Below are 14056 nucleotides of genomic sequence, written 5' to 3' on the forward strand. Positions count from 1 at the left end.
TCTCCTCACTCTTAGCTCTTAACCAACAAAATGGCAGCCAGAAGCGGAATGAATACCAGTGGCCAGGCGGGCGTTGACGTCCCCAAGGTCAAGCTTACCAAAGAGAATTTTAAACAGGGCCTGCGGATTTTCCGCTTCGTGCTGCCGTACAAAGGTGCCTTTATAGCAGGCCTGCTGCTGTTGCTGCTGAGTAGTGCCTCAACAATGGTAATGCCCAAAATACTCAGCTATTTGGTGGCAATTGCCAATCATCAAACGGATACGCTACCTTCCTATTTACCCAAAACTGTCACTGGTATTGCGCTGGTATTGTTCGGAGTGGTAGTGTTACAAGGTTTCTTTTCTTTCGGGCGAATTTTCTTTTTTACTCGTGTCAGCGAATTTACTGTGCGGGACATTCGCCGCACCCTGTACAAGAAACTGGTCACACTGCCCATTCCATTTTTTGAGCAGCGTCGGGTAGGTGAAATCACCTCACGCCTGACAGCTGATGTCACGACGATTCAGGAAACCTTTTCGCTGACAATTGCCGAGTTTCTGCGTCAGATTCTGACGCTGCTTGCTGGTGTCGCTTTCATCATGTGGAATTCCTGGCAGCTCTCATTGTTCATGTTAGCTACCTTTCCTCCTCTGGTACTCTTGGCTCTTTTGTTCGGCCGCAGCATCCGTACGTTTTCCAAGCAAACTCAAGATGAATTAGCAAAAACGAATGTCGTATTGGAAGAGACAATGCAGGGTATTAACTCCGTAAAAGCCTTTACTAGTGAGCAGCATGAGGTAAGTCGCTACGGTGCCGGCTTAAATCGAGCAGTGCAACTGGCTCTGAAGTCAGGGATGTACCGTGGTGCCTTCGTTTCTTTCATTATTGTGGCCGTTTTCGGTGGAATCTTCCTTGTGCTCTGGCGCGGAGCTACGTTTGTAGAACTACCCGTATCGGACTCACGCCACCTCGAACTCAAGGACCTCATTGAATTCATTCTTTACACCGTCTTTATTGGGGCCTCCGTGGGTGGTTTGGGCGAGATGTACGGCAAGATTCAGAGCAGCCTGGGCGCTTCGGAGCGGATTCTGGAAATTCTGGACGAAACCTCCGAGCCGGTACACCAGCCCCGGCCGGCTGGTGCGGCTCCATTGCAGGTACGCGGGGAAATCGACTACCAAAACGTGCAGTTCCGCTACCCTACCCGCCCCGATCTGGCAGTACTCAAGGACATCAGCTTCCACATCAAAGCCGGCGAGAAAGTGGCGTTGGTGGGCCCTTCGGGAGCCGGCAAAAGTACCATCGTGCAACTGCTGATGCACCTGTATCCGCTCAGCAGCGGCAGCATCTCGGTGGATGGACGCAACATTGACGACCTGGACCTTACCGAGCTGCGCCAGCACATCGGCATCGTACCGCAAGAAACTTTGCTGTTCGGTGGTACCATCGGCGAGAATATTCTCTACGGCCGGCCGGGTGCTTCCGAAGCCGATGTGGTGGACGCTGCCCGCCGGGCCAATGCCTGGCAGTTTATCCAGTCGTTCCCCGAGGGGCTGGATACGGTGGTGGGTGAGCGGGGCATTAAGCTTTCGGGCGGGCAGCGCCAGCGCATTGCCATTGCCCGCGCCATCCTGAAAAACCCCGCCATTCTGCTCCTCGACGAAGCCACCTCCGCCCTCGACTCGGAAAGCGAGAAGCTGGTGCAGCAGGCCATGGACGAGCTGATGCAGAACCGCACCAGCATCATCATTGCCCACCGCCTGAGCACCATCCGCAAAGTGGACAAGATTCTGGTGATTGATGGCGGCCGTATCGTAGAGCAAGGCTCCCACGAAGAACTCAGCAACGACGACAACGGCCTCTACGCCAACCTGCTCAAACTGCAGTTCGAGCTGACCTAAGGCACGGCGTTAGACGAATTCATTGAATTACATGAGACGGGCGACGCAGTAGCGTTGCCCGTTTTTTATTTGACATTTTCTATCTTATCTACTTATTCTATTCTTTCTCCTATGCCCACTTTAACATATCCTCGCCGCCTCAGTCTTCAGCCTTTATACGGCATGCCAGCACTGGCCAGCGTGGCTTTGCTTCTCACGGCCCTGCTGTTGATGGTTGCCCCGCCACGTTTTTCCAATCAGCCGCGTATCCAGCTTCCAGTTATGAAATACACACCATTTACCTGCCATTTGCTGGATGGTCCGGTTACAACTATTTATTTGACTGATCGGGGGCGTTTTTATATGCAGGAAAGTGATTCGCTCACGCAGGTCAAGCTCATGCAACAGCTGACAGCAGGCTATACTCTGCCTACCATACTTGGGCAGAACACTATCAACCTGAACCACTTTCGGCAGCCCGGCCTGGACCTGAAATTTCTACCTCGGTGGTTACGTGCTCACAAGGAAGTAATCATGCGTGACCCTTATTACTATCCGGAATTTCACCCAATCTATCACACTGCCTTCATCCTAGAAGCTGACCAGTGTACACCGTCTTTCCGCATAATGGAGTTGTTTCAGCGGCTTAAAGAACACGGTATTCATCATGTGTACCTAACCTACGTTTACCACCGTTAAACATATGACACACTACTATCATAGTATTGGGCTCCCACGTATCGAGCTGCTGCGGCCGGAGTTGGGGCTGTGGGGCGGGCTGTCGTTGCTGCTGAGCACTTTGTTTATGTCGTCGGCTAAGTTTGCGGATGATTTACCCGTTGTGCAGCTGCCGGGCAGTACTGAGTATTGCACCAGAGGCTTAACCGAAGTGCTGTTTACCTTCTCCCTGGATGCAGACCAACGGCTATACATGCACGCCAGCACCACTGAGCTTCAAACTAAAGCGCTGGATTTACTGGCACAGAACTACGGCCTGTGGCTATCCACCGGGCAACTAACACAGCTGCAGCAGCTCCAGTATCTGGGCTCCGATGTACGTCAACTACCGGACTGGCTGGCTACCCCGGGTTGGCAGCGCAAAAAACCTACGCAAGGCATTCATTACTTCGCCGCAAACGACCAGCTGACGGCGTTGCTCCGGGTAGCCAACCGGGCTGCTTATGCCGTACACCGCCACCGCGCCATTGTGTGTCTGCGGCTGGATGCCCGGCTACCGGCCGCAGTGGTGATGCCGCTTTTCCGGCGGATTCAGGCGCTGGGCATTAACTATTTGGTATTGGTCACTGAATCTAAGTAAATACCGGCTCTACCGCTGGTTTTTATCTTTGGCCTGATGCAGCCTATTATTATCCCCGACGTTCAGATTACCTTTCCGGAGTTCCGCCAGATTCAGCAGTGGTATATGTTGCGGCAACGCTGGTGGCTTGTACCGCTAACCTTACTGTATCCCCTGTATTCCATTTGGGGGGGCAACGATAGTAGCTTCGGCCCTACTGGTAAGCTCATTGCCACGCTTCTCATGACAGCTGTTGTAACGGGTGCCATTATCTACAGCACCCGGTCTGCGCTGCAGCGCATGTTTGAGCAGACCCCGTATTTTTAGCACCCCACTACCTTCCGGCTGGATGATTCGGGTATTCATTTCAGTAATGCTATCATAAGCAGTGAGGCCATCTGGGCTACTGTACACAGTGCCCGCCGGTTTGGTAAATGGTACGTGGTAACCAATAAAAACAAGCAAGGCTATCTGCTGGATAGCAGCCTGATTCAATCACCCGCCACGGAGCAGGATTTGCGCGCCTTGCTTCAGCGCCATAGCATCACTATCCAATAGATTACTGTACAGCATTGATGCAACTCACCATTTCCGATGTCCGGCTGTCGTTCTGGCAGTACCTGCTTTTGTCCTTGCGTTTTACCTTCCAGACCCGGCCGCTTATGCTGGTCATGCTGCTTCCGGTTGCCGGCACCTTGGCGGCGTTGGGGTTGTCGGGCTTTAGCTGGCAGTCAATAGCGGACCTCTGGCATGGTGCCCCGTTTGCTTTACTGTTTTCCGTGGCCCTGCCCGTATTGCTAATCTGGCCCACGTGGCAGCAGTACCGGCGGAGCGCCTTTCTGCAGGAAGCTGTTACCTATGTCTTGGACGATGACGAAGTGCAGGTAATTACCCCGTCGTCGCACACCAGGCTGGATTGGGCAGCCATTGTGAAGCTCCAGCACTTTGGCCACTGGCTGCTGCTCCAAACGTCGGTGCAAACGGCTTTTTTCCTGGATTTGCGGCAGGTGCAGGCCCCGGCCACGCCGGCCGATGTACTCAACTTCTTTCGGGAAACAACCTGATGCCTTCCATCACCTTCCCCGCCGCCCCGCCTACCTTCCAGGAGTACCAGCTGATTCACCAGACACAGGAGCGGCAGCGGATTTCTGGAAATACAACTCCGGCACCAGTTGCTAAAAGTATACTTCGCCAAACGGCCGAATGGTTCGGCTGTGTGATGCTGGCGATTCTGCTTTTCAAACTCCTGATTTCGAATTTCAACTGGTCCGAATGGCGAGACTGGCTTTTATCCGGCAAACCGCTAATTGCTGTTGTAGTGCTTGGGGGCATTACCCTTTTCGCTAATGCAATAGGCGAATTGTGGAGTCGCCTGAGGTACTACCGTGCTTTTCGGGAGCAAGCATCTTCTCAGCCGTTAAGTATCGATATTGAGTCTATTGGCATAACGGTGCAATGGCCCCACCAAAATTGGCAATTTCTACCCTGGCACTCCCTTACCCGCGTGCAGCAGGTGGGCGACTGGCTCCTGCTCTACCCCGGCCCTGATTTTGCCTATTACCTGGATTTGCGCCGGGTACCGGAGCCGTACAACACCGCGGATGTGCTGGCCCTCGTCGGGTGGCGCGACATGAGCGTGCCGGGCGCTACCTTCGCCTCCTGATGAAACCCACTTCACTTACGCTGACCGGCGTGCAGCTCACGGCCGATGAGTTTGTAGCCGTAAACTTCCGGCTCTGGCGGGCCCGCCCGCGCACCCGCCTCAACCACTGGATTCTGGGCGCGGCCGTGCTGCTGCTGGCCGTGAGCGTGGGGTTGGATGGGTACGCGAATGGTCGGCTCACGCAGCCTGCCACGCTGGTACCGCTGGCCGTGGGCGTGCTGTACGCCTGCCTGCGCTTTGGGCTGGTGCGCTACCAGCTGCGGCGTGGCTACGCCCGCAACCAAGCCCTGCAGCAGCCTACCGATTTTACGCTTACCAACACCGAAATCATCGGCCGCAATACGCTGGGTCAGTTTTCCGGCAAATGGACGCTGATTCGGCAGGCCGTGTGGGTGCAGCCGCACTGGCTCCTGCTCTATCCTACCGAAGCCGCCTGCTACTACCTCGACCTGCGCCGCCTACAAGCCCCCGCCACGGCCGCCGATGTGGCCGCGCTACTGGAGCGTCACCAGATTGCGCAGCAACACCGGTAACTGCAGCCAAGTGGACAGTAGCCCGTCTGTAGGCCGGCATTCTGCACCCGTTACCCGGGCAGATTTGCCTACTTTCGCCCCGTATTCCCAACGCCATTTTTCTCCTTACGAATGATTACTTCGACTTTTCTCAAGTCCGGTTCCCGCACCCTGAGCGCCACCCTGCTGGTAAGCGGCCTGCTGCTGAGCGCCGCCGCCGAGGCTCAGATCAGCACGCCCCAGGCCAGCCCCAAAAGCACCATCCAGCAGCGCGTGGGCCTCACCGATGTTACCCTCACCTACTCCCGCCCCAGCCTGCGCGGCCGCGTGGCGTTCGGCAACCTGGTGCCCTTCAGCAAGCGGTGGCGCACCGGCGCTAACGCCACCACCAGCCTTAAATTCTCCGACGACGTAACCATTGAGGGCAAAAAGGTGCCGGCAGGCGAGTACGGCCTCTACACCATCCCCGGCAAAACCGAGTGGATTGTGGTGCTGAACAAGAGCACCAAAATGGGTGCCGACGTGGACGCCTTCAAGGACGATGAGGACGTAGCCCGCTTCACCATCAAAACCTACAAGGTGCCCACCAAGGTGGAAACCTTCACCATCAACTTCACTGACCTCACCCCCGCCACCGCCAACGTGGACATCCAGTGGGAAATGACCGGGGCCAAGTTCAAAATCACCACCGACGTGGAGCCCAAGGTGATGGCGCAGATTGACGAGAAAGTCATCAAGAACGCCAGCCCCAGCAACGGCGACCTGGCCGCCGCCGCCGTGTACTACCTCGACAACAACAAGGACCTGAAGCAGGCGCTGGCCTGGATGCAGAAGGCCAACGAGAAGGACCCCAAGTTCTGGAACCTGCTTACGGAAGCCAAAATCCGCATGAAGATGAAGGATTACAAAGGCACCATCACGGCCGCCGAGCAATCCAAGAAACTGGCCCTCGACGCCAAAAACGCCGACTACGTGAAGATGAACGAGGACCTGATCATGGAAGCCAAGAAAGCCGGCAAGCTGTAAGACGGCACAAGTCTAAAAAGTTAGTTCCCCTCCTTGGAAAGGAGGGGCTAGGGGTGGTTGACCTCGCGTTAGAACGGATTTTAGAACTAGTTCTAGTCACTGTTCAGGAATAATCAACCACCCCTAACCCCTCCTTTCCAAGGAGGGGAACTAACTTTTTAGCTCTAGCCCTCCGATTTTCCCAACAAACTCCCGCCCACCACCACGGCGCAGCCGATGATGTTGAACCAGAGGTAGCCGATGTCGGTAGCAAAGAATAGGGTGAGCACCACGGCCTGGGCTACCACGGCGGCCCAGAATACGGCCCGGCCGCCTACCGCTTTCAGGAAGAAGGCCACCATGAAAATGCCCAGAATGGTGCCGTAGAACAACGAGCCCAGGATGTTGACGGCCTGAATCAGGTTTTCGAGGCGGGCGGCGAAGGTGGCAAACCCGATACCCAGCACGCCCCAGCTCACGGCCGCCGCCCGGGAGGCCCGCACGTAGTGCAGTTCGGGCATATGGGGCCGGCGCGGTTTGTACAAATCCACCACCGTGGTAGAGGCCAGGGCGTTGAGGCCGGCGGCGGCCGAGCCCAGCGCGGCGCTCAGCACCACGGCCACCAGCAGCCCTACTAGCCCCTGGGGCAGGTAATTGAGCACGAAGGTGAGGAACACGTAGTCGGTGTCCTTGGCTTCGGTGGCGGGGCGGGCCTGCTTGAGCAGCTGCTGAGCCTGCTGGCGCAGCCCGAGGTTGGCGGCCTGGGTGGCCTGCAGGTGGGTTTCGGCGGCGGCAATGGCCGTGGGGTCCTGGGCCTGCAGGGCCTGCACGAGGCGGCTGGTAGCGTGGCGGCGCACCTCAAACAGGGTGGCGTGCTCCCGCTCCAGCTCCCGCAGTCGGGGGCCGTATTGCTCGGAGTGGGCCACCTCCATGTATACCGGCCGGTTGAAGGTAAGCGGGGCCGGGTTGAACTGGTAGAATACGAACAGCAGCACGCCCAGCAGCAGAATGCCAAACTGCATCGGAATCTTGAGCAAACCGTTCATCAGCAGGCCCAGGCGGCTCTCGGTGATGTTGCGGCCGGTGAGGTAGCGTTGCACCTGGCTCTGGTCGGTGCCGAAGTACGAGAGGGCTAGGAACAGCCCGCCCGTCATGCCCGACCAGAAGTTGTACCGGTCGGTGGGGTCGAAATGGAAGTCGATGAGGTTGAGCTTGCCCTGGTGGCCGGCCACGCGCAGCGCGTCGGTGAAGCCGACTTCGGCCGGCATGTAGTGCACCAGCAAATAGCCCGCCACCAGCAGCCCCACGAATATCACGGCCACCTGGCCCTGCTGCGTCACCATCACGGCCCGGGTGCCGCCCGAGACGGTGTAGGCAATCATGACAGTGCCCAGCAGCCACACCGTCAGCTGAATATCCCAGCCCAGAATGGCCGACAGCACCAGCGCCGGCGCGTACAAACTCAGGCCGTTACTAAGCCCGCGCTGCACCAGAAACAGTAGCGCCGCGAAGGTGCGGGTGCGCCGGTCGAAGCGGCCTTCCAGGTACTCGTAGGCCGTAAACACCTTGAGCCGGTGGTAGATGGGCACCACGAAAATGGCAATGAGCACCATGGCCACCGGCAGCCCCAGGTAGAACTGGATGAAGCGCATGCCGTCGTCGTAGGCCTGGCCGGGGGTGCTCAGGAAAGTAATGGCCGAGGCCTGGGTAGCCATGATGCTGAGCCCGATGGCCCACCACGAGGCCTGCCGCCCGCCCAGCAAATAGCCGTCCAAGGACTCGCCGGCGCGGCGGGTGCGCCAAGTGCCGTAGCCCACAATGAACAGCAGCGTTCCGCCCAGAATCAGCCAGTCGAGCCCGCTCATGCAAACGCCCGGGTCAGGTACACGAACAGCCCGATTTCCAGCGCCAGCGCGCCCAGCACTAGCCAGTACCACACCCGCCACGAGGGCAGCAGCGGCGGCAAATCAGATTCAGGTTCGGAAGTTGCAGAGTGCGGCACGGCGGAAAGGGAATTACGGACGAAAGATAACGCAGGAAAGCGTAGCTTCCAGTAATGCGCCGGCCGCCCAACCATGGGGCGAAGCCTTTGCTTCGCGTCGGCGTGGGCTGTATGCTCCAGTGCCGCGCGTGAGGCCAACAGGCATGTTATTTGACGTTCTGCGGTGCGCGAAGCAAAGGCTTCGCGCTACGGCCGGGCCGCAGCCAGCCGGTAGCCAGTTCCCAGAGGCAGGTGAGCAGCAGGCCCAAGGCAGCCCCGGCCACCACGTCGCTAAGCCAGTGATACTCCAGCACCACCCGGCCCAGGCACACCAGCCCCAGCCAGCCCAGCAGCCAAGGCCGCGCCCTGGGAAACCGCAGGGCCCACGGCAGCAGCAGCCCCGCCGTACCGGCCGCGTGCCCCGAAGGAAACGCATCAAACTGCCCCGCTGACTGCCAGAAATCCGCGTTGGCAGCTAAGTGCCCGAACACCTGCCACGGCCGGGGCCGGTGGAAATACGCAGCCAGCAGGTTGCGCAGTCCCTGGCTGCTAATCATTGTCAGCAAAGCCACCAGCCAGATGGTGCAGTGGGGCCAGCGCCGCAGCCGGGCCACCGCAAACAGCAGCAGCAGCGCCGGCCACAGCCACAATGGTAGCAGCGGGGCGGTGGCCGCATCGTGCGCCTGCATGAAGCCCGCAAAAAACGGCCGCAGCGGCGCGCCGTGCTGGTGCAGCAGCCCGGCCAACGGCTCGTCCACGGTTAGGATCAGTAGCAGAATGAGCGGCACTGAGGCCAATGTGATGAGTAATAACCGCAGATATAGTCGCATAGGAGCACTGTAACTTGACACGTGAGTTAGAGCCAGAAACTAGTTCCCCTCCTTGGAAAGGAGGGGTTAGGGGTGGTTGATGAACGCTGGAACGATACTAGAGCTAGTTCTAAAATCCGTTCTAACGCGAGGTCAACCACCCCTAGCCCCTCCTTTCCAAGGAGGGGAACTAGCTTTCTAGCTTTAGCCCGCAGCCTGAAATAGGGAGTCTGGTTTCAAAGCTGCGCGCTACTTGCCCAACGACACCATATTGGTCAGTATGCGGTAGGCACCGGGGACGCCGGCGGGCAGCTCGCGGAACAGCGAGAGGCCGGTGTAGATGTAATGGCCTTTGCCGTAATCGGCTACCAGGATGGCGCTTTGCTTGGCTGTTTCGCCGGGGTCCTGGCTGCTCAGCACGGTTTGGTACTTGGGGTCCCACTGGCTGGGGTAGTAGAGGCCCTGCTCCTGCACCCAGCCTTCAAAATCCTTGCTCGTGATTTTGTTGGGCGTGTTGAGCAACGGCTGGCCGGGGTTGAGGAAGGTGACGGGGGCGTTTTCCACCGTCACCCGGTCGGTGCTGAGGGTGAGCGGGTACGGGCCAATTTGCGGCAGCACGGTGCCGCGGTTCACCACGTACTGCACCACCAGGTTGCCGCCCTGCTCCACATACTTCAGCAGCGTGGGCTGCAGGGTTTTGAGGCGGTCCAGGGTATTGTAGGCGCGCACGCCCAGCACCACGGCATCGAAGCGGCGCAGATTCTGGTCGGTGATGTCCTCGGGCTTGAGCAGGGTAACGGTGTAGCCAATCTGGCGCAACGCGTCGGGCACCTCGTCGCCAGCCCCCATCAGGTAGCCGATTTCCTGGCCTTTGCGCCGCAGGTCCAGCTTCACCAGCGGGGCCACGGCTTCGGGGAACAGGGTTTGGGTGGGAATGTGGGAGTAGGCAATGGTCTGGTAGCCGCGCGAGTAGGCCTGCCCATCCACGGTAGCCACGGCCCGCAGCTCCGATTTGCCTTCCGCGGCACCCGCGCCGGGCTGCACCCGGAACTGCACGGTCTGCTCGGCATCTTTGGCAGCCAGCTCGAAGGGGATGCTGGCGGGCTCGGCGGTCCAGCCTTTGGGCAGGCTCAGGGCCAGGGTGCCTTTCACGCCCGCCTTGCCGGCCCGCAGCGTCACGGGCACCGTTTTGGGCTGGTTATCGGCAAACACGTAAGCCCGCCCGCCGATGTTTACGGCCACTGGCGGCACCACCGTCAGCGGGCGGTACTTCTCCCCTTCCACCGGGTCGGTGCTCTTGTATTGGACTGGGATATATAAGGTTAATAACTGACCTTCAATTGTAAGCTGAATTTTAGTAGTTGCTGCACTTAGCTCTGGCTGACCACGGTCAATTTGATTAGCCACTGTATACATGCCGACGGAGCCTTTCTCGTATAGCCAGTATGGTGCGCTTATTGGTGTTCTTACTGGTAATACAGCCCTTTTACGAAAGGAAAATAATTGATTAGGTAGAAGTATCTTACTGATTGTAGTATCCGCATCAATTTTACCACCTGTGGTTAAGACACCGAGAGAAGACAACCCAATCTTTATGTTACGGCTTATAATATTTACTGTCAAAGAGGAGGTTTGTCCGGGAGAAGTTTCAGACTCAAGGGCAACAACTTCCACATACAACCCCAAACAAGCTTGAATCAAGGCATCTATTGCTTTTAGTTTCTCTTGTCGCCAGAAGTTCAAATAACGCTGCTCCTCTTCTTTTGAGGGAAAAGGTATTTTATTCATCGCCAATTCTATTGCCTGCAGCCCCGCCACACTCGCCGACGGATTAGCTGGATCGTACTTGCGGATTACCTCGTCAATCATCTTGCCCACGGCTGCGCCGCCGGGCACCCGGTTCCAGGTCATATCCACGCCGTCGAACAGGTCGGTTTTGGCGGGCTCGCCTTTCAGCAGCTGGAAATACTCTGGGGCCTCGCCGCGCTGAGCGCTGCTGCCGAAGCCCTGGCTGCGGTGCTGGGAGCGGCTGCGGGCGGCAATTTCGCCGTAGCTCTGGCCCAGCAGCGGGTTGAAGCCACCGGCATCGAGCTTGAAGTACTGGCTCATGTCCTCGCCGGCTTTCACGAAGAAGCTGCCGGTATTCCACAGCAGGCGCTTGGCCTGCCAGGGCTGCACGTATTGGAGCTGCTCGGGGAAGCGCTTGGGGTCGGCGGCGGCCGAGAAGGCCTCGATGGCCAGCATGGCCGAGGCCGTGTGGTGACCGTGGCCGGCCCGGGCATCGGGCGGGAAGCGGGTAATCATGACGTCGGGACGGCGCTGACGGATCACCCACACCATATCGGCCAGCACCTGCTCCTTATCCCAGATGGTGAAGGTTTCCTCAGGTGTTTTGCTGAAGCCGAAGTCGTTGGCGCGGGTGAAGAACTGCCGGCCCCCATCGATGCGGCGGGCCGCCAGCAGCTCCTGCGTCCGGATGACGCCCAGCCCCTCGCGCAGCTCCGGGCCGATGAGGTTCTGGCCCCCGTCGCCGCGGGTGCAGCTGAGGTAGCCGGTTTCCACCAGGCGGCCGTTGGCCAGGTAGGCAATCAGGCGGGTGTTCTCGTCATCGGGGTGGGCGGCCACGTACAGGGCCGAGCCCAGCACGTTCAGCTTCTTCAGCCCTAGCAGAATCTCCGACGACGACCAGGTTTTGGGGGCCTGGGCGTGGGCTTTGGGAATTGAAAATTGAAAATTGAAAATTAAAAGTGCCGTGAGGGCAGCGCGGAGAGCAGGACGAAGGGGCATGGAACAGGGCAGTTGAGGGAGCCGGGCGGTAAAGATAGGCGGCCTGGGCGGGAGGTTGCAGGCCATGGCCGCTACAACCGCCAAACTCCTGCAACCTCCCACTCATACCTGCACTTGCGGCCTGAAGCATCTCATCATGTAGCATAATGGCGCTGCTACAGCGCTGCAGCCCTACTACAATTTCAACACATCCGCACGGCACTGACAAGATAAACTCGTCTGCTTCGGCAACGATTCTTAGGTAGCCTTCGTCAGTACTCTACATTTTCGGCGTGCTTATTGTCGCGGACCGATTCTGCTTTCTTACTCGTTTCTGCTCCTGATTTTCCTTTCGCATGGCATTTCCCCTCCCCTCCCGGCTGCGGCTGCTGGGTCTTTCGTTGCTGTTTCCGGTGCTGGTTTCGGCCCAGACTACGCCCCCGGCTTCTCCTTCGCCAGCTCCGGCGGCCCCGGCCTCCCCCCAATGGTACCTGCTCGATGCTCAGCAGGATGGCGGGGTAATGGGCATCAGCGCAAACCGGGCGTACCGGGAGCTGCTGCGGGATAAGGTATCTACGCCGGTGCTGGTAGCCGTTATTGACGCCGGCATCGACACGGCCCACGCCGACCTGAAGCGCATCATGTGGCACAACCCCCGGGAAATAGCCGGCAATGGCGTAGATGACGACAAAAACGGCTACACCGACGACGTATGGGGCTGGAACTTCCTGGGTGGCCCCGATGGCCGCAACATCAACCAGGAAGCCCTGGAAGAAACCCGCCTGCTGGCCCGCCTGAAACCGTTGTACCAGGGCAAAACCCGCACCGCAGTACCGGCAGCCAAGCGCCCGGAGTACGACCTGTATGTGAAGGTGAAAAAGGCCTACGATGATAAGGTGAAGGAGAATACCCAACGCTTGCAGGAGTATGGCCAGGCCTACGCCGAAAATGCGCAGGGCGCTGAAGGCCTTAAGCAAACCCTGGGCGTATCCCGGCTGGATACGGCCACCCTGCGCAACCCGCCCACCCAGGATGCGGAGCTGCGCCAGGTAACCCGGGGCCTGTACCAGACGCTCCTCCAGACGGGCTTTGCTTCCTTGGATGATGTGCTGATGGAAATGAAAAAGGGCCTGCAGGAAACCAAGGACCAGATGGACTACGGCCTCAACCTGAGCTACAACCCTCGCCCCATTGTGGGTGACCGGCCAGACGACGTGAAGCAGCGCGACTACGGCAACCGGGACGTAGCCGGCCCCGACCCCATGCACGGCACCCACGTAGCCGGCATCATCGGGGCCGACCGGGAAAACAACGCGGGCATTCTGGGCGTAGCGCCCAACGTGCAGATTATGTCGGTACGGGCTATTCCGGACGGGGATGAGCGGGACAAGGACGTGGCCAATGCCATCCGCTACGCCGTGGACAACGGGGCCCAGATTATCAATATGAGCTTCGGCAAGTACTTCTCGCCCCAGCGCCCGGCCGTGGAGGAAGCCATCCGCTATGCCAATACCAAAGGCGTGCTGCTCATCCATTCCGCCGGCAACGAAAACAACAACCTAGACCAGGTAACGCAGTATCCTTCCCCCACCTTCCAGAACGGCCAGTCCGTTCCGAACATGATAACCGTAGGAGCCTCGGCCAGCACCAACGATGAAACCCTGGCCGCCGACTTCTCCAACTACGGCAAGCTGCGGGTGGATGTGTTTGCCCCCGGCAACCAGATTTACTCTACCCTGCCCGGCAGCAAATACGGCAACCTCAGCGGCACCAGCATGGCCTCGCCGGTGGTTACGGGCATTGCGGCTACCCTCAAATCGTACTTTCCACAGCTGACGGCGGCGCAGCTTAAGCGCCTTATTCTGGAGTCGGCCCAGCCCATCCATACCAAAGTGCGGCAGCCCGGCAGCAACAAGCTCGTGGACTTCTCTACCCTATCGCGCACGGGCGGCATCGTGAACCTGTACCGGGCCGTGCAGCTGGCCCAGCAACCCATGCCGTAGCCGCTGTTTTTCGCTGCCGACGCAACTCTGCCCCCGTTACTGAGTCCGTAAAACAGGACCAGTGGCGGGGGCAGAGTTGCGTGGGTCGGGGTTCCGGCCGGGCTCAACTATCCGAAGCCGCTGGCGTACGTTCTTCTGCACCCGTAGCCCTGCTTATGCT

At 58.8% G+C, this 14056-nt stretch carries 13 protein-coding genes; 9 read left to right on the forward strand and 4 right to left on the reverse strand.

The window, feature by feature from the left end:
* Nucleotides 1–48 precede the first annotated feature (48 nt).
* The 8 genes from EI291_RS10985 (at nt 49) to EI291_RS11020 (ending at nt 6358) form a co-directional block, all read left to right on the forward strand.
* Nucleotides 49–1881, forward strand: coding sequence for an ABC transporter ATP-binding protein (locus EI291_RS10985; RefSeq protein ID WP_125419879.1), 1833 nt, complete (start codon nt 49–51; stop codon nt 1879–1881).
* A gap of 111 nt (nt 1882–1992) precedes the next feature.
* Nucleotides 1993–2559 (forward strand): hypothetical protein, encoded by a 567-nt coding sequence (locus tag EI291_RS10990; RefSeq protein WP_125419880.1) that lies wholly within the window; start codon nt 1993–1995, stop codon nt 2557–2559.
* 4 nt (nt 2560–2563) lie between these two features.
* Nucleotides 2564–3178, forward strand: coding sequence for a hypothetical protein (locus tag EI291_RS10995; protein ID WP_125419881.1), 615 nt, complete (start codon nt 2564–2566; stop codon nt 3176–3178).
* A gap of 36 nt (nt 3179–3214) precedes the next feature.
* Nucleotides 3215–3484 carry a hypothetical protein gene (locus tag EI291_RS11000; RefSeq protein ID WP_125419882.1) on the forward strand — a complete coding sequence of 90 codons (270 nt, stop codon included), beginning with the start codon at nt 3215–3217 and terminating at the stop codon, nt 3482–3484.
* Nucleotides 3485–3732: 248 nt separating this feature from the next.
* Complete coding sequence (locus EI291_RS11005) at nt 3733–4221, forward strand: YcxB family protein (protein ID WP_125419883.1); 489 nt, start codon at nt 3733–3735, stop codon at nt 4219–4221.
* The gene (locus EI291_RS11010; RefSeq protein WP_125419884.1) at nt 4221–4820 is read left to right on the forward strand and encodes a hypothetical protein; all 600 of its coding nucleotides are present in this window, start codon (nt 4221–4223) and stop codon (nt 4818–4820) included. The genes EI291_RS11005 and EI291_RS11010 overlap by 1 nt, the downstream gene beginning before the upstream one ends.
* A complete protein-coding gene (locus EI291_RS11015) occupies nt 4820–5353 on the forward strand; it encodes a hypothetical protein (protein WP_125419885.1) in 534 nt (177 codons plus the stop codon). Before EI291_RS11010 ends, EI291_RS11015 begins: the two co-directional genes overlap by 1 nt.
* A 111-nt stretch (nt 5354–5464) precedes the next feature.
* On the forward strand, nt 5465–6358 hold the full coding sequence (locus tag EI291_RS11020; protein WP_125419886.1) for a DUF2911 domain-containing protein: 894 nt from the start codon (nt 5465–5467) through the stop codon (nt 6356–6358).
* A 164-nt stretch (nt 6359–6522) separates the two neighbouring features.
* Here the strand turns inward: EI291_RS11020 and EI291_RS11025 are convergent, their stop codons facing one another.
* From EI291_RS11025 to EI291_RS11035, 4 genes are all read right to left on the reverse strand, one after another.
* On the reverse strand, nt 6523–8202 hold the full coding sequence (locus tag EI291_RS11025) for a sodium:solute symporter (protein WP_125419887.1): 1680 nt from the start codon (nt 8200–8202) through the stop codon (nt 6523–6525).
* Nucleotides 8199–8339, reverse strand: a complete 141-nt coding sequence (locus tag EI291_RS22865) for a hypothetical protein (protein ID WP_170172603.1) — start codon at nt 8337–8339, stop codon at nt 8199–8201. The genes EI291_RS11025 and EI291_RS22865 overlap by 4 nt, the downstream gene beginning before the upstream one ends.
* A 146-nt stretch (nt 8340–8485) precedes the next feature.
* The gene (locus EI291_RS11030) at nt 8486–9148 is read right to left on the reverse strand and encodes a phosphatase PAP2 family protein (protein ID WP_125419888.1); all 663 of its coding nucleotides are present in this window, start codon (nt 9146–9148) and stop codon (nt 8486–8488) included.
* 228 nt (nt 9149–9376) lie between these two features.
* A complete protein-coding gene (locus tag EI291_RS11035) occupies nt 9377–11914 on the reverse strand; it encodes a PIG-L family deacetylase (protein ID WP_125419889.1) in 2538 nt (845 codons plus the stop codon).
* A gap of 335 nt (nt 11915–12249) precedes the next feature.
* Between EI291_RS11035 and EI291_RS11040 the strand changes: the two genes are divergently transcribed.
* Nucleotides 12250–13896, forward strand: a complete 1647-nt coding sequence (locus EI291_RS11040; RefSeq protein ID WP_125419890.1) for a S8 family peptidase — start codon at nt 12250–12252, stop codon at nt 13894–13896.
* Nucleotides 13897–14056: the final 160 nt, after the last annotated feature.

The sequence above is a fragment of the Hymenobacter rigui genome, from assembly GCF_003944715.1.
GTDB classification, from domain to species: Bacteria; Bacteroidota; Bacteroidia; order Cytophagales; family Hymenobacteraceae; genus Hymenobacter; species Hymenobacter rigui.